Below are 14710 nucleotides of genomic sequence, written 5' to 3' on the forward strand. Positions count from 1 at the left end.
ACCGGCCGCCTTACCCGTTCGGGCCGAGCCTGTCGAAGCCCTGTTCTTCTTTCAACGCGTGAAGGCAGAACAGTGTTTCGACAGGCTCAACGCGAACGGCGTCGGGTCAGAACTTCAGCGCCATCGCGGTCTTGACGCCCGGAAGCGCGCGGACCTGGGCGATGAGTTCTGGCGTCACGGCATCGTCAACCGAGAGCAGCAGCACCGCCTCGCCGCCCGCCTCGCGGCGGCCGAGATGGAAGGTACCGATGTTAACCCCGGCATCGCCCAGCGTGGTACCGATCCGGCCGATGAAGCCGGGCGCGTCCTCGTTGACGACATAGAGCATGTGCCCGTCGAGATCGGCTTCGACCTTGATGCCGAACAGCTCGACCAGGCGCGGGGTGCGGTTGCTGAACAACGTGCCCGCGACCGAACGCTCGCCCGCATCGGTCTTGACCGAGACGCGGATCAGCGTGTGGTAGTCGCCTTCCTTCTCGGTCTTGATTTCGCGCACCTCGATGCCGCGTTCCTTGGCGAGGAAGGGGGCGTTGACCATGTTCACCGTGTCCGAATGGACGCGCAGGAAGCCCGCCAGCACCGCGCTGACGATCGGCTTCTGGTTCACTTCGGCCGCGGCGCCCTCGCTATGGATCGACACGCGCGCGAGGTTGCCGTGCGCGAGCTGGCCGACGAGGCTGCCGAGCTTCTCGGCAAGCTCCATGTACGGCTTCACGCGCGGTGCTTCCTCGGCGGTCAGGCTCGGCATGTTGAGCGCGTTGGTGACGCCGCCGTTGACCAGATAATCGGCCATCTGCTCGGCGACCTGGATCGCGACATTGACCTGCGCCTCGCTGGTCGATGCGCCGAGGTGCGGCGTGGCGACGAAGTTCGGCGTGTTGAACAGCGCGTGTTCCTTGGCCGGCTCGGTCACGAACACGTCGAGCGCGGCGCCCGCGACATGGCCCGAATCGAGCAGATCCTTGAGCGCCGCTTCGTCGATCAGCCCGCCGCGCGCGCAATTGATGATGCGCACGCCCTTCTTGGTCTTGGCGAGATTCTCGGCCGACAGGATGTTGCGCGTCTGGTCGGTCAGCGGGGTGTGCAGCGTGATGAAGTCGGCGCGGGCGAGCAATTGCTCGAGCTCGACCTTCTCGACGCCCATCTCGACCGCGCGCTCGGGGCTGAGGAACGGGTCGTAGGCGACGACCTTCATGCGCAGGCCGTGCGCGCGATCGGCGACGATCGATCCGATATTGCCCGCGCCGATCAGGCCGAGCGTCTTGCCGGTGACCTCGACGCCCATGAAGCCGTTCTTGGGCCACAGGCCGGCCTGGGTCTGGGTGTTGGCCTCGGGCAGCTGGCGCGCGAGCGCGAACATCAGCGCGATGGCATGCTCGGCGGTGGTGATCGAATTGCCGAACGGGGTGTTCATCACCACCACGCCCTTGGCGCTGGCGGCGGGGATATCGACATTGTCGACGCCGATGCCGGCGCGGCCGATGACCTTGAGGTTGGTCGCGGCATCGAGGATTTCCCGGGTCGCCTTGGTCGAGCTGCGGATGGCGAGGCCGTCATACTGGCCGATGATCGCCTTCAGTTCTTCCGGGGTCTTGCCGGTGATCTCGTCGACCTCGACGCCGCGCTCGCGAAAGATCTGGGCGGCCTTGGGGTCCATTTTGTCGCTGATGAGTACCTTGGGCATTTCTCTAGTCCTGCTTCCTAGGTCGTCATCCCCGCGAAGGCGGGGATCCATTGCCGCTGACGTGGCGGCTCCTTCGACAACCTGCGTGAATGGATTCCCGCCTTCGCGGGAATGACGGTCGATTGGAGTTAGGCGGCCTTGGCCGAGGCATAGGCCCAGTCGAGCCAGGGGCCGAGCGCCTCGATATCGGCGGTGTCGACCGTGGCGCCGCACCAGATGCGCAGCCCCGCGGGGGCATCCCGATAACCGGCGACGTCGTACGCGGCGTCGGCCTTTTCGAGGAGTCCGGCGAAGGTCTTGATGAACGCTTCGTCGGCGCCTTCGACGGTCAGGCACACGCTGGTCTTCGAGCGCGTGGCCTCGTCGGCGGCGAGATGGCCGAGCCAGTCGCGCTCGGCAACGATCGTGTCGAGCGCGGCGGCATTCGCATCCGAACGCGCGATCAGGCCCTCGAGACCGCCCAGAGTCTTCGCCCATTCGAGCGCGAAGATCGCGTCCTCGACCGCGAGCATGCTCGGCGTGTTGATCGTCTCGCCCTTGAACACGCCCTCGGCGAGCTTGCCCTTCGCCATCAGACGGAACACTTTGGGCAGCGGCCAGGCCGGCGTGTACTGCTCGAGCCGCTCAACGGCGCGCGGGCCGAGGATCAGCACGCCGTGGCCGCCTTCGCCACCCAGCACCTTCTGCCACGAGAAGGTCGCGACATCGATCTTGTCCCACGGCAGGTCGTAGGCGAACACCGCGCTGGTCGAATCGGCGAAGGTCAGGCCCTCGCGATCCGCCGGGATCCAGTCGCCGTCGGGTACGCGCACGCCGCTGGTGGTACCGTTCCAGGTGAACAGCACGTCGTCGGCGAAATTGACCTGGCTGAGGTCGGGAAGCTGGCCGTAATCGCCGCGGATCACCGTGGGATCGAGCTTGAGCTGCTTGACGGCATCGGTGACCCAACCTTCACCGAAGCTCTCCCAGGCAAGCGTCGTCACGCCGCGCGCGCCGAGCATTGTCCACATCGCCATCTCGAACGCGCCGGTATCCGAACCGGGGACGATGCCGATGCGATGCGTGTCGGGCAGCTTCAGCATCTCGCGCATCAGGTCGATCGCGTATTGGAGACGCGTCTTGCCGAGCTTCGAGCGGTGCGAGCGGCCAAGGACTTCGGTGTTGAGCTTGTCGGCGGACCAGCCCGGGGGCTTGGCGCAGGGGCCGGAAGAGAAATGGGGGCGAGCCGGCTTGATGGCGGGCTTGGCAGGCGCAACTGTGGCGCCGGTAACGATAGTCTCAGTCATATAGTCTCTCCTTGCAGAGAGCACGCGCGGCGTTGGGACCGCGTGGCCCGTCGGCGGCCCTAACGGCGGCGGGCGCGAAGTCAAGCGAAGAGCTGCCGATTCGATCCGGCGCGTCGGTGATTAACCGTTATGCAAAACCCCATTGCCTAAGGCTCGGCCATGGACCGGGTCTTCGACGCGATCGGCTATGGGGTGGCAAGCTGCGTCAACCAGCTTGGCGGCACCTTCCTGTTGCCGGGCTCGACCTATTCGCTTGGCGCGCTGATCGGCTCGCTGGCGTTGTTCATGGTGTTGGCGATCCCGTTTCGGCGCAAGCGGCCTACCAGGCTCAAGGTGCTCGTCCGGGTGCTGTTCCCGCGCCGGCTGTTTAGCAGCGCCTCTGGGCGGTTGGACCTGGCCTATTTCGTTCTGGGAATTCTCTTCTCTGGCCTGCTGATCGGCTGGGCGGTGTTCTCGGCCGACCAGGTGCGCGGACTTGCAACCGGGCTGATCGGCGCACCGGGACCGCGTGTCCTGCAGGTCTGGCTGTGTGCAACGATCGCCACGTTCGCGCTCTTCCTCGCCTATGAATTCGCCTATTGGTTCGATCACTGGCTGATGCACCGCGTCCCGCTGTTGTGGCGCTTCCACAAGGTCCACCATCAGGCCGAAAGCCTGTCGCTGCTCACCAACTCGCGCGTCCATCCGGTCGAGACGATCCTGTTCTTCAACATCCAGGCGCTGGTGCTGGGGCTGGTGAGCGCGGCACTGGAACAGCTGTTGGGCATGGGGGTGAGCCCATGGTCGCTGGGTGGAACCAACCTGCTGATCATGCTCGCCGCGATCTTCATCACGCACCTCCAGCACTCGCATCTCTGGGTCGGGTTCGGCCCGCGTTGGGGCCGCGTGCTGCTCGGGCCAGCGCATCACCAGATCCACCATTCGGCGGATCCGGCGCATTTCGATCGCAACCTGGGATCCAGCCTCGCGCTGTTCGACCGGCTGTTCGGCACGTTCCACATGCCCGAAGCGAAGCGCGAGCGGTTGCGCTTTGGCGTCGACGACGGCGAGACCGATCCGCATGGCGTGCGTGCGGCACTGTTCGCGCCCTTTCTGCCAACGCCACGGCCAGGCGGGATTCTCCAGCCCATCACTTGATGCTAGAAGACGCGCATGCGGGTGGTGCGTGTTGCGGTTCCGGTTCTGGCGTCCCTGTTGCTCGCCGGATGCGTCTTCGGCGGGCGCGATGAGGCTCCGCGCCGTCCGCCGGTGCGTCCCGATCCGCGCGGTCCGGTGACCTTGAACCTGCCGACCAGCCGCGAGACGCAGCAATGTTTCGCGGATCTGTCGCGCGAAGGGGTTCGGTTCAGCCCCTTGCCCGACCGCGACTATGGCGGCGGCTGCCAGGTGATAGGGGCCGTCGAACTGATCGACATCGGGCTCCCGGTCACGAACCTGAAGGGAATGCGCTGCCCGCTCGCGCGCAACTTCATCGCATGGATCCGCAATGCTGTAGTGCCCGCGGCGCGCGAGATCCTGGATGGCGAGCTGGTACGGGTCGAGACGATGGGAAGCTATTCGTGCCGGGGGATCATCGGCGGTGGTCCGGTTTCGGCGGGACGCATCTCCGAGCACGGCCTGGCCAATGCCGTCGACGTCTCGGCGTTCGTCCTGCGCGATGGGCGACGGATCACGGTCAAGCAGGGGTGGCGGGGCGAAGCGGACGAGCGAGAATTCCTGCAGGCGCTCCACCGCTCGGCCTGCCGGCGGTTCGCGACGGTGCTGAGCCCCGACTATAATGCCGCGCACCACGATCACCTTCATTTCGACATGGGGCGGGGGCCTTTCTGCCGTTGAGGATTTGATTTAAGCGTCTCGGATGACAGACACCAAAGTGCCTTCGCGCGTCTTTCCACGCGCACGCCAGGATGCAGAGACCGCCGCGACCGGCATCTCCACCCCGCAGACCGAGCATCCCGCCTATCGCCTCGCCTTCCAGGACATGGACTTCCTGCTGCGCGAGGACCTGCGGCCGGTGCGTTTCCAGCTCGAGCTGCTGAAGCCCCAGCTGCTGCTCGACGAGGCGCGCATTGCCTCGACCTTCGTCATCTATGGCTCGGCGCGAATCCCAGAACCGTCCAAGGCGCAGGCGCTGCTCGATTTGGCGACCGACGATCAGTCGCGTCGGATCGCCGAGCGGTTGATCGAGAAATCGAAATACTATGATGTCGCGCGCGAACTGGCGGGCTTGGCGAGCTGCTATCCGCTCGACACCGACGGCGAGCGTCACTTCGTGGTCTGCTCGGGCGGGGGACCGTCGATCATGGAAGCGGCGAATCGCGGCGCGACCGAAAAGGGCTGCGAATCGATCGGTCTCAACATCGTGTTGCCGCACGAGCAGGCACCGAACGAATATGTGACGCCGTCGCTGTCGTTCCAGTTCCACTATTTCGCGCTGCGCAAGATGCACTTCCTGCTGCACGCGCGCGCGGTCGCGGTGTTTCCGGGTGGATTCGGCACGTTCGACGAATCGTTCGAGCTGCTGACACTGATCCAGACCGGCAAGATCGCGCCGATTCCGGTGCTGTTCTATGGCAAGGACTTCTGGAACCGTGTCGTCGACTTCGAGGCGCTGTGCGAGGAAGGCGTGATTTCCCCGCGCGACCTCAACCTCTTCCACTTCTGCGAAACCGCTGAAGAGGGCTGGGAAATCGTCCAGAAATTCTACGAGGACAAGAACGGGGGCTAGGGCCCCCGTCGGCGCGGCGGGGCGTCCCGCCGCGCAAAGGCGTTAATGGGCCTTGGGTGCGTCCGCTGCCGGAGCCGTGGCGTTCGCCGGCTCTACCGCATTCCCCGCAGGGGCCGCCGCGTTATCCGCAGGGGCTGCTGCATTGCCTGCGGCTTCACCTGCGGCCGGCGCCGCTTCGGCGGCCGGGAGTGGCAGGTTCGAACCCTGAGCGTTCATGTACGCGATGACGTTGGCACGCTCCTGCGGATCCGACAGGCCCGCAAAGGTCATCTTGGTGCCGGCCGCATATTTGCGCGGGCTGGCCAGCCAATGGTCCATCGACTCGAAGTCCCAGTTGCCCGGAACGGCCTTGAGCGCTTCGGAATAGGCGAAGCCCGCGACATGGCCATGGGCCTTGCCCATCGCCGCCCACAGGTTCGGGCCGACGCCATTGGGTCCGCCATTGGTGATGGTGTGGCACGCCGCGCACTTGGCGAACGAGGCCTGGCCCTTGGCGACATCGGCCTTGGCAAGGCGGTTGGCGATCGGCTCGACGACCTTCTCGGCACCGCCTTCGCTACCCTCGGCGCTCTCGACCGGATAGCCTTCTTTTTCGGGCGCCCCGCTATGGTAGATCATGCCGCTGGCGATCGACAGGCCGAGCGCCGAGGCACAGCCGAACAGGACCCAGCCTGCGATCGTGTTCATGCGATTGTCCATTGCGCGCCCGTATGCCCCGAAGTTGAAACTTTGGCGGTTCCTTTAGAGTGGGCTTTGGCGCATCGCAACCCGGGCTTGCTCGCCATCTTCCACCCCGCTAATCGCGCCGGCCAATGGAAAATTTCGCCGCGCCCGCACGCCCGATCGTCGAACGCATGACGCAAGCCGCGCTTGCCGAGCCCAGGCGCGCCGTCGCGTTTCAGGGCGCCCCCGGTGCGAACTCACATATGGCGGCGCTCGAAGCCTTCCCCACCGGCCTTCCGCTTCCCTGCTTCAGCTTCGAGGATGCGATCGACGCGGTGCGCGAGGGCAAGGTCGATTGCGCGATGATTCCGATCGAGAATTCGCTGCACGGTCGCGTTGCCGACATTCACTTCCTGCTCCCTGAGTCGGGCCTCAGCATCATCGGTGAGCATTTCCTGTCGATTCGCTACGCGCTGATGGGCGTGGGTGAGCGTTCGGGCGTGCGCCAGGCGATGAGCCACCCGCAGGCGCTGGGCCAGTGTCGCCACTGGCTGAAGACACAGGGGATCGCGCCGCTTTCCTATCCCGACACCGCAGGTGCCGCGGCGGTCGTTGCCGAGGAGAACGATCCCGCCGTCGCTGCCCTCGCGCCGCCGGGCGCCGCGCCGCTCTATGGCCTGACCATCTTCGAGAATGACGTCGCCGACGCCGACCACAACATGACGCGTTTCGTCGTGCTGGCGCGTTCGGCGCCGCCGCTGCGCGAGCATGGCATGTTCATGACGACCTTCGTGTTCGAGGTGAAGAACGTGCCCGCCGCGCTCTACAAGGCGCTGGGCGGCTTCGCGACCAACGGAGTCAACATGACCAAGCTGGAAAGCTACCAGCGCGGCGGCAGCTTCGCGGCGACCGAATTCTATTGCGACATCGTCGGCCGTCCCGGCGACCCGGCGGTGGATCGCGCGCTCGACGAGCTTCGCTTCCATACCAAGTCGGTGCGGGTGCTCGGTACCTATCCTCAGGCGCGCGCGCGTCCCGAATAGCGTCTCGCCGACGCTCGTTCGGCCTGCTACGCCGTTGTGGGGCATGTGGGGGACGCATGAGCGACGAGATCGAATTCGAGGATGAAGCGACGCGCCGGAGCATGCTGCTCGGATGGCCGCTACTGATCGCGTTGCTCAGCTGTCTTGCGCTCATTCTTGCCGCCGCGTTCGCGCCGAACGTGCTGCCGCGCCTCGATTTCTGGACGATGGTGCTGGCGGGCGCGGGGATCGGCTTGGCGTTGTGGCTGCTGGTCCTGCTGGCGGGAATCCGCACGCGGCAATGGCTGGTGGTGGGCGGCGCGCTGATCGTACTGCCGCTGACTGGTGCGCTTGCGGGTTTGGGCGCGGGGCGGATTCATACAGCGCGTTCGTCCGAGGACGCGCGAACCTTTGCCGAGGTGGACATTGCCGTCGACGGCAAGCCGAGCGTGCCGGGTGCCGCGTCGGACCGCGGGGTGGCCTCGGCCGCGTTCCTGGTTTCGATCCGCGAAGCCGAGAAGGATGCGCGCGCCTACACCGATGCGATGGGCAAGTTCAATCTCGGCATCCTGAGCAGTCCCTATCTGCTCCAGCAACAGCCGCGAATCCTGTCGGACTGCGCGTCGATCTCAAGCCTGGAGCCGGTGGCACGCGACCAGGATAAGCGCGCGCGGGAGCGGACCGCGCAGCTTGTCACCGCGGTCGATCGGTCGGATTTGCCCGCCGAAGCCAAGCCGGGCGCGCGTGAAATCGTTGTTGCTGAAGACGCGGACGCGATTCTGGCCGCGCGGATCGAGATCATCCGAGCGAGCCGGGCACGGTGCGAACTGCTCGCGCGCCGCACCTGGCACAATGCATCGGGCTATTTCGGTTTCGCCAGCCCGGGGGATCGCGCTCAATTCTCCGCGACCACCAAGCGCCTTCTGGAAGCGGCCGGCGAGACCGAATCGCTCCAGCGCAAGGCGAAGGACCGGCGCATCGCCGGGCGTGAGAAAGTACGCGAAGTGCTGATGCGCTAGCAGAGTGCCCGCGAGAGGAAGGCGCGGATCAGCGGGACCGCCTGTTCGAAATGGGTTTCGAGCAGCCAATGCCCGCCATCCTCGAACAGGTGCAGCTCGACGTCGGGCAGGTCGCGCAGATAGGCGCGACCCGCAGCTTCGGGCATGAACCCGTCGCGCGGACCCCACAGGATCAGTGCGGGCGGCTGATGATTGCGAAGATATGCCTGATACCGGGGAAACCAGTCCCGATTTTCGCGCAGCCCAGCGATCACGTCGCGATAGAGGCTACGCCGCTGCGGATCGGTTAGTGCCCAGTGAAGCGTCCACAGCTCGGGTGGAATGAGCGCCGCGACCTCGCCCTTGGTACCGCCGATGAACTCATGGCGATAACCTTCAAGGGTGATGGCATCCGCGAGAGCGGCTTTCCGCTCCGGCGTGGGGTCGTCCCAATATCGTTTGAGCGGATCATAGTTCGGGCCGAGCGTGTCCTCGTAGATATCGCCGTTCTGGATGATGACCGCGGCGATCCGTTCCGGATTCGCGATGGCGAAGCGCAAGCCGATCTGTGAGCCGAAATCGTGCAGCCAGATCGCGCAATGATTGACGCCCAGCGTCTCGGTGAAGCGGGTGATAAAGGCGGCATAGCCGTCGAAATCATGCGCGAAGTCCGCCGGGGTGGCGCTGTGGCCCCAGCCGGGGAGATCCGGGGCGAGGGTGCGCCAACGGTCGGCGAGCGCGGGCATCAGGTTGCGATAGACGAAGGACGAGGCGGGATAGCCGTGCGGGAGCAGCAGCACTGGCGCATCGGCGGGGCCGGCCTCGCGGTAGAAGATATCGACGCCGTCCACGTCGATCCGCCGATGATGAACCGGGGGCATGGCGGTTCGAACGCGCCAGCGCCGCCAGGGTTCAGTCGGCAGGCGGTCTGCGCAGCATGGCGAACAGATAGATCTCGATCGCGACCAAGGGACCGAGCAGGGCAAGGGTGCCCGCCCAGCCCGCCAGTTCGTGCCCGAAACAGCCAATGCCCCAGGCGAGCACGACCAGGCTCTGTGCCAGCGACGAGGCGCCGATCCCGCGCAGCACCGGATCGCGATGATAGCCGATCCAGAAGGCCCAACGCCCCAGTACCCAGGTGATCGTGGTCGCGGCGATAACGCGCAGATCACCGGCATAGACGCCGAGCAGTGCCAACCCGGGCGCGAACACCCAGAATTGCTCAAGCGTGTTCGAGACATAGCGCTGGTTGACGATAAGCCGCCGCGAATCGACTCCGGCAAGCGGATCGATCGCGCGCGAGAACAGCCGTTCATGCGCGACCGCCTCGATCCCCGGCAGCAAACCCAGCAAAGCCGCCCCGCCGATACACCCCAGAACGAAGTGCATCGGGTCGATGGCGATCGGTGGCAGCCAATGCGTCAGCGCCAGCCACAGCGCAATCGCGACTGGAACCGATAGCCCCACGGCTACCGCGAGTCGCGATTGCGCGGACATTAGTCGGCGAACAACAGCACGGGGGTTTCGAGCAGCTTGCGCAGCGCCTGCACATAGCTTGCCGCATCCCAGCCATCGACGACGCGGTGATCGCAGCTGATCGACAGGTTCATCAGCTTGGCGCGGACGATGTCGTCGCCGACGAAGATCGGGCGCTCGACGATCTTGTTGGGACCGATGATCGCGACCTCGGGTTTGTTGATCACCGGGGTGGTCGCGATGCCGCCGAGCGGGCCGAGCGAGGTGATGGTGATGGTCGAGCCGCTGAGCTCCTCCACCTTAGCCTTGCCGGTACGCGCGGCCTCGGCGAGGCGGGTGATCTCGGCCGCGATCTGCCAGACGTTCAGGTCCTGCGCGTCGCGGATCACCGGGACCATCAGGCCCGCATCGGTCTGCGTCGCCATGCCCATGTGCACACGGCCGTGGCGCGTCACCACGCCCGCCTCGTCGTCATAGCGCGCGTTGAGCATCGGGAAGTCGGGCAGGGTGCGGCAGATCGCGGCGATCACGAATGGCAGCATGGTGAGCTTGGGCCGCGCGCCGCGATTGGCGTTGAGGTCCGCGCGCATCTCTTCCAGCGCGGTGACGTTGATCTCGTCGACATAGGTGAAGTGCGGGATGGCGCGCTTCGACGCGGCCATGTTCTCCGCGATCTTGCGGCGCATGCCGATGACCTTGACCGGCACATCCTCGCGCGCGCGACTGGCGTGCGGGGCGTGATAGCCCTGGGCCGAGCCATAGCGCAGGAAGGCGTCAAGGTCGGCGTGGCGGATGCGGTCGCCCTCGGCCGCCTTCACCTGGCTGAGGTCGACGCCGAGGTCCTTGGCGCGCTGACGGACGGCGGGCGAGGCGAGGATGTCGCGATGCGGCGCGGCTGCGGGAGCCGATGCGACCGGTTCGGGCGCGGGCGGAGGCGCGGGAGGGGCGACCGGCGCCGCAGGTGCCGCAGGCGCTTCGACTGCGGGCGGCGCGGCCGGTGCCTCGACCGCTGCCGGCGCCGCTTCGGGCGTCTCGGCGACATCGCCATCGGTCTCGACCACGATCAGCGCGGCGCCGATCGCGACCTGGTCGCCGACTTCGCCGGCCAGTTCGACGACGATGCCGGAGACGGGCGATTCCATCTCGACCGTCGCCTTGTCGGTCATCATGTCGGCGACCTGCTGGTCCTCCTCGACACGGTCGCCGATTTTGACGTGCCAGGCGACGATTTCGGCCTCGGCGATGCCTTCGCCGATGTCGGGGAGGCGGAAGGTGAAACGAGCCATCGCGATCAGTCCTTCAGGATCTTCTTGAGCGCTTGTCCGATGCGGACCGGCCCGGGGAAATACGCCCATTCGAGCGAGTGCGGATACGGGGTGTCGAAGCCGGTGACGCGTTCGACCGGGGCTTCGAGATGGTAGAAGCAGCGTTCCTGAACCAGGCTGGCCAGTTCGGCGCCGAAGCCGCTGGTGCGGGTCGCTTCGTGGACGACCATGCAGCGGCCGGTCTTTTTCACCGATTCCTCGATCGTCTCGATGTCGAGCGGGACGAGGGTGCGCAGGTCGATGATCTCGGCGTCGATGCCCATCTCCTCGACCGTCGCCTTCACGACATGCACCATCGTGCCATAGGCGAGCACGGTGAGCGCTTCGCCCGGACGGACGATCGCGGCCTTGCCCAGCTCGACGCGGTAATAGCCCTCGGGCACCTCGCCGCCGGGATGCTTCGACCAATTCTCCGCCGGGCGATCCCAATGGCCGTTGAACGGGCCGTTGTAGATGCGCTTGGGCTCGAAGAAGATGACCGGGTCATTGTCCTCGATCGACGCGATCAGCAAGCCCTTGGCATCGTACGGGGTCGACGGGATCACCGTCTTCACCCCCGAGACATGGGTGAAGATGCCCTCGGGCGATTGCGAGTGGGTCTGCCCACCGAAGATGCCGCCGCCATAGGGTGAGCGGATCGTCAGCGGCGCGGTGAACTGGCCGGCCGAACGGTAGCGCAAGCGCGCCGCCTCGGAGACGAGCTGGTCGAGCGCCGGATAGATGTAATCGGCGAACTGGATCTCCGGCACCGGGCGCAGGCCGTACGCACCCATGCCGATGGCGACGCCGACAATGCCGCATTCGGTGATCGGCGTGTCGAACACCCGCGTCTTGCCATGCTTCGCCTGCAGCCCCGCGGTGGCGCGGAACACGCCGCCGAAATAGCCGACATCCTCGCCCATCACGATGACGTCGGGATCGCGCGCCATCATCACGTCGAGCGCGGAGTTGATCGCCTGGATCATGTTCATGCGGGTGCCGGCACCCGCTTCGCCGGTGGCGGTTTCGCTCACGATTGCCTCGCTCATTGCTTGCGCGCCCACGGACGGCCCGAGGCCTCTTCCTCGTCGATCATCATTTGCCGCTGTTCCTGAAGGTGCCAGGGCATCTCTTCGAACACGCCGTCGAACAGCGAATCGAGCGGCTGGTGCAGGCCATGGCCAAGGATGCCGTTCTTCTCGGCTTCCTTCTGCGCCGCCTTCACCAGTTCGGCGAGTTCCCGATCCTGCTCGACATGGCGTTCCTCATCCCATTCGCCGATCGCGATCAGATGCGCCTTGAGGCGCGCGACCGGGTCGCCCAGCGGCCAGGCGGTCGGTTCGCCGGCGCTGCGATACTGGGTGGGATCGTCGGAGGTGGAGTGGCCTTCGGTGCGATAGGTGAAATGCTCGATCAGCGTCGGGCCCTGGTTGGTCCGTGCGCGTTCGGCCGCCCACAAAGTCGCGGCATAGACCGCCAGCGCGTCGTTGCCGTCGACGCGCAGGCCGGCGATGCCATAGCCCAGCGCGCGCGCCGCGAAGGTCGTCGCCTCGGCGCCGGCAAAGCCCGAAAAGCTCGAAATCGCCCACTGATTGTTGACGACGTTGAGGATGACCGGCGCCTTGTAGACGGTGGCAAAGGTCAGCGCCGAGTGGAAGTCGCCCTCCGCGGTCGAGCCCTCGCCGCACCAGGTCGCGGCGATCCGGGTGTCGCCCTTGGCCGCGCTCGCCATCGCCCAGCCCACCGCCTGCGGGTACTGGGTGGTGAGGTTGCCCGAGATCGAGAAGAAGCCCTTCTCCTTCGACGAGTACATGATCGGCAGCTGCTTGCCCGCCAGATCGTCGCCCTTGTTCGAGTAGATCTGGTTCATCATCTGGACCAGGCTGTAGCCGCGCGCGATCAGCAGGCCCTGCTGGCGGTAGCTGGGGAAGCACATGTCGTCACTCGCCAGCGCATGCGCGGCGGCGATCGCCACCGCCTCCTCGCCGGTGCACTTCATGTAGAAGCTGGTCTTGCCCTGACGCTGCGCGCGGAACATGCGTTCGTCGAACGCACGGACCAGCGCCATGTCGCGCAGCATCTTGCGCAGCGTATCGGGATCGAGCTTGGGGTTCCACGGGCCGACCGCCTGGCCATCCTCGTCGAGGACGCGGACCAGCGTGTAAGCGAGGTCATGGAAGGTGGACGGGGCCGCTGCGGTGTCGGGCCGGGGCTGCGCGCCGGCGGGCGGCACATTGACCTCGGTGAAATCGACCGCATCGCCCGGCCGGAACTTCGGCTCGGGCACATGCAGGCTGAGCGGCGGCAGATTGGCGCGCTTGGCGTCCACGGTCATGCTCTCTCCAGCGTTAGTAGGGCCTCCCGGTCACCATCTGGTGCGCGGAATATGATTTCAAGGCCCGGTTATATTCTTTCAATGCCTGAGTCGAGATGGGACAGCAACACTGTCGTGAATTTCATTGTACCGTGCGGTGAACGGATAGGCGAATCCGCCCTTTCCCCGATGGCAATCCCCTCCTAAGGGGGAGGTTTAAGGACAAACTTCGCTGGGGAGCGAGACGCACATGAAACTGATGGCCGGCAATTCGAACCTGCCGCTCGCCCAGGCGATCGCCTCCTATCTCGAGATTCCGCTGACCAAGGCGAATGTCCGGCGTTTCGCGGACGAGGAGATCTTCGTCGAAATCCTCGAGAATGTCCGTGGCGAGGACGTGTTCGTGCTCCAGTCGACCAGCTATCCGGCGAACGACAATCTGATGGAGTTGCTGATCATGATCGATGCGCTGCGCCGCGCATCGGCCAAGCGCATCACCGCGGTGCTCCCCTATTTCGGCTATGCCCGGCAGGACCGCAAACCCGGTCCGCGCACGCCGATCTCGGCCAAGCTGGTCGCCAACCTCATCACCACCGCCGGCGCCAACCGCGTGCTCTCGGTCGACCTTCACGCCGGGCAGATCCAGGGCTTTTTCGACATCCCGACCGACAACCTCTTCGCCGCACCGGTGATGAGCGAGGATATCAAGGCGCGCTTCTCGGACAAGAATCTGATGGTCGTCTCGCCCGACGTCGGCGGCGTGGTGCGCGCGCGCGCGCTGGCCAAGCGGCTCGAGAATGCTCCGCTCGCGATCGTCGACAAGCGGCGTGAGAAGGCCGGCGAATCGGAGGTGATGAACATCATCGGCGACGTTGCGGGCCGCTTCTGCATCCTGATTGACGACATCGTCGATTCGGCGGGGACTTTGTGCAACGCCGCCGCCGCGCTCAAGGCTGCGGGGGCCGAGGACGTGGTCGCCTATTGTACGCATGGCGTGCTGTCGGGCGGCGCGGTCGCACGCGTCGATGGCTCCGAACTCAAGGAGCTCGTCATCACCGACACGATCGGCAATCACGCGGTCGTCGGGCAGGCGAAGAGCACGCGCCACCTGACCATCGCCCCGCTGATCGCCGAAGCGATCCGTCGGATCGCGGACGAAAGCTCAGTCTCCAGCCTGTTCGACTGATCGCCGTCGACTAGCCCTGCTTTGTCGGGGTCAATCGAAACTTGGCTTT

14 protein-coding genes are annotated in these 14710 nt (G+C 65.8%); 6 read left to right on the plus strand and 8 right to left on the minus strand.

What is annotated here, in order from left to right; translation table 11 throughout:
• Positions 1-106: 106 nt before the first annotated feature.
• Together serA and AC07M1_RS01235 are read right to left on the minus strand one after the other, a co-directional pair.
• Positions 107-1684 carry a phosphoglycerate dehydrogenase gene (serA, locus tag AC07M1_RS01230; protein WP_495160751.1) on the minus strand — a complete coding sequence of 526 codons (1578 nt, stop codon included), beginning with the start codon at positions 1682-1684 and terminating at the stop codon, positions 107-109.
• A 128-nt stretch (positions 1685-1812) separates the two neighbouring features.
• A complete protein-coding gene (locus AC07M1_RS01235) occupies positions 1813-2970 on the minus strand; it encodes a phosphoserine transaminase (RefSeq protein ID WP_495160752.1) in 1158 nt (385 codons plus the stop codon).
• A gap of 159 nt (positions 2971-3129) precedes the next feature.
• On the opposite strand from AC07M1_RS01235, the gene AC07M1_RS01240 reads away from it, so the two are divergent.
• The 3 genes from AC07M1_RS01240 to AC07M1_RS01250 are packed head-to-tail and all read left to right on the plus strand — an operon-like array spanning position 3130 to position 5698.
• The gene (locus AC07M1_RS01240) at positions 3130-4107 is read left to right on the plus strand and encodes a sterol desaturase family protein (RefSeq protein WP_495160753.1); all 978 of its coding nucleotides are present in this window, start codon (positions 3130-3132) and stop codon (positions 4105-4107) included.
• 15 nt (positions 4108-4122) lie between these two features.
• A complete protein-coding gene (locus AC07M1_RS01245; protein WP_495160754.1) occupies positions 4123-4806 on the plus strand; it encodes an extensin family protein in 684 nt (227 codons plus the stop codon).
• Positions 4807-4828: 22 nt separating this feature from the next.
• Positions 4829-5698 carry an LOG family protein gene (locus tag AC07M1_RS01250; RefSeq protein ID WP_495160755.1) on the plus strand — a complete coding sequence of 290 codons (870 nt, stop codon included), beginning with the start codon at positions 4829-4831 and terminating at the stop codon, positions 5696-5698.
• Between the two features lie 42 nt (positions 5699-5740).
• Here AC07M1_RS01250 and AC07M1_RS01255 read toward each other — a convergent pair whose 3' ends face one another.
• The gene (locus tag AC07M1_RS01255; RefSeq protein WP_495160756.1) at positions 5741-6397 is read right to left on the minus strand and encodes a c-type cytochrome; all 657 of its coding nucleotides are present in this window, start codon (positions 6395-6397) and stop codon (positions 5741-5743) included.
• A 113-nt stretch (positions 6398-6510) separates the two neighbouring features.
• Here AC07M1_RS01255 and AC07M1_RS01260 point away from each other — a divergent pair, with 113 nt between their 5' ends.
• Positions 6511-7404, plus strand: coding sequence for a prephenate dehydratase (locus AC07M1_RS01260; protein ID WP_495160757.1), 894 nt, complete (start codon positions 6511-6513; stop codon positions 7402-7404).
• Between the two features lie 56 nt (positions 7405-7460).
• Positions 7461-8402: a hypothetical protein gene (locus AC07M1_RS01265; RefSeq protein WP_495160758.1), complete on the plus strand. Its 942-nt coding sequence runs from the start codon at positions 7461-7463 to the stop codon at positions 8400-8402.
• Here the strand turns inward: AC07M1_RS01265 and AC07M1_RS01270 are convergent.
• Genes AC07M1_RS01270 through AC07M1_RS01290 form a run of 5 tightly spaced genes read right to left on the minus strand, consistent with a single transcriptional unit; the run spans position 8399 to position 13496 of the window.
• Positions 8399-9262 (minus strand): alpha/beta fold hydrolase, encoded by an 864-nt coding sequence (locus tag AC07M1_RS01270; RefSeq protein WP_495160759.1) that lies wholly within the window; start codon positions 9260-9262, stop codon positions 8399-8401. The two genes, AC07M1_RS01265 and AC07M1_RS01270, sit on opposite strands and share 4 nt — an antisense overlap.
• Before the next feature lie 31 nt (positions 9263-9293).
• Positions 9294-9878, minus strand: a complete 585-nt coding sequence (locus AC07M1_RS01275; protein WP_495160760.1) for an MAPEG family protein — start codon at positions 9876-9878, stop codon at positions 9294-9296.
• On the minus strand, positions 9878-11143 hold the full coding sequence (locus AC07M1_RS01280) for a dihydrolipoamide acetyltransferase family protein (RefSeq protein WP_495160761.1): 1266 nt from the start codon (positions 11141-11143) through the stop codon (positions 9878-9880). The genes AC07M1_RS01275 and AC07M1_RS01280 overlap by 1 nt, the downstream gene beginning before the upstream one ends.
• A 5-nt stretch (positions 11144-11148) precedes the next feature.
• Positions 11149-12153 (minus strand): alpha-ketoacid dehydrogenase subunit beta, encoded by a 1005-nt coding sequence (locus AC07M1_RS01285; RefSeq protein WP_495162789.1) that lies wholly within the window; start codon positions 12151-12153, stop codon positions 11149-11151.
• A gap of 53 nt (positions 12154-12206) precedes the next feature.
• Positions 12207-13496, minus strand: coding sequence for a 3-methyl-2-oxobutanoate dehydrogenase (2-methylpropanoyl-transferring) subunit alpha (locus tag AC07M1_RS01290; RefSeq protein WP_495160762.1), 1290 nt, complete (start codon positions 13494-13496; stop codon positions 12207-12209).
• A 229-nt stretch (positions 13497-13725) separates the two neighbouring features.
• On the opposite strand from AC07M1_RS01290, the gene AC07M1_RS01295 reads away from it, so the two are divergent.
• Positions 13726-14661, plus strand: a complete 936-nt coding sequence (locus AC07M1_RS01295; RefSeq protein WP_495160763.1) for a ribose-phosphate pyrophosphokinase — start codon at positions 13726-13728, stop codon at positions 14659-14661.
• Positions 14662-14710 lie beyond the last annotated feature (49 nt).

It is taken from the genome of Sphingomonas sp. GW821-FHT10C01 (genome assembly GCF_059415525.1).

Excerpts from the sequence above, each read along its gene's own strand:
- serA (WP_495160751.1), bottom strand. The coding sequence starts at position 1,684 with ATGCCCAAGGTACTCATCAGCGACAAAATGGACCCCAAGGCCGCCCAG.
- AC07M1_RS01235 (WP_495160752.1), bottom strand. The coding sequence starts at position 2,970 with ATGACTGAGACTATCGTTACCGGCGCCACAGTTGCGCCTGCCAAGCCC.
- AC07M1_RS01240 (WP_495160753.1), top strand. The coding sequence starts at position 3,130 with ATGGACCGGGTCTTCGACGCGATCGGCTATGGGGTGGCAAGCTGCGTC.
- AC07M1_RS01245 (WP_495160754.1), top strand. The coding sequence starts at position 4,123 with ATGCGGGTGGTGCGTGTTGCGGTTCCGGTTCTGGCGTCCCTGTTGCTC.
- AC07M1_RS01250 (WP_495160755.1), top strand. The coding sequence starts at position 4,829 with ATGACAGACACCAAAGTGCCTTCGCGCGTCTTTCCACGCGCACGCCAG.
- AC07M1_RS01255 (WP_495160756.1), bottom strand. The coding sequence starts at position 6,397 with ATGGACAATCGCATGAACACGATCGCAGGCTGGGTCCTGTTCGGCTGT.
- AC07M1_RS01260 (WP_495160757.1), top strand. The coding sequence starts at position 6,511 with ATGGAAAATTTCGCCGCGCCCGCACGCCCGATCGTCGAACGCATGACG.
- AC07M1_RS01265 (WP_495160758.1), top strand. The coding sequence starts at position 7,461 with ATGAGCGACGAGATCGAATTCGAGGATGAAGCGACGCGCCGGAGCATG.
- AC07M1_RS01270 (WP_495160759.1), bottom strand. The coding sequence starts at position 9,262 with ATGCCCCCGGTTCATCATCGGCGGATCGACGTGGACGGCGTCGATATC.
- AC07M1_RS01275 (WP_495160760.1), bottom strand. The coding sequence starts at position 9,878 with ATGTCCGCGCAATCGCGACTCGCGGTAGCCGTGGGGCTATCGGTTCCA.
- AC07M1_RS01280 (WP_495160761.1), bottom strand. The coding sequence starts at position 11,143 with ATGGCTCGTTTCACCTTCCGCCTCCCCGACATCGGCGAAGGCATCGCC.
- AC07M1_RS01285 (WP_495162789.1), bottom strand. The coding sequence starts at position 12,153 with ATGAACATGATCCAGGCGATCAACTCCGCGCTCGACGTGATGATGGCG.
- AC07M1_RS01290 (WP_495160762.1), bottom strand. The coding sequence starts at position 13,496 with ATGACCGTGGACGCCAAGCGCGCCAATCTGCCGCCGCTCAGCCTGCAT.
- AC07M1_RS01295 (WP_495160763.1), top strand. The coding sequence starts at position 13,726 with ATGAAACTGATGGCCGGCAATTCGAACCTGCCGCTCGCCCAGGCGATC.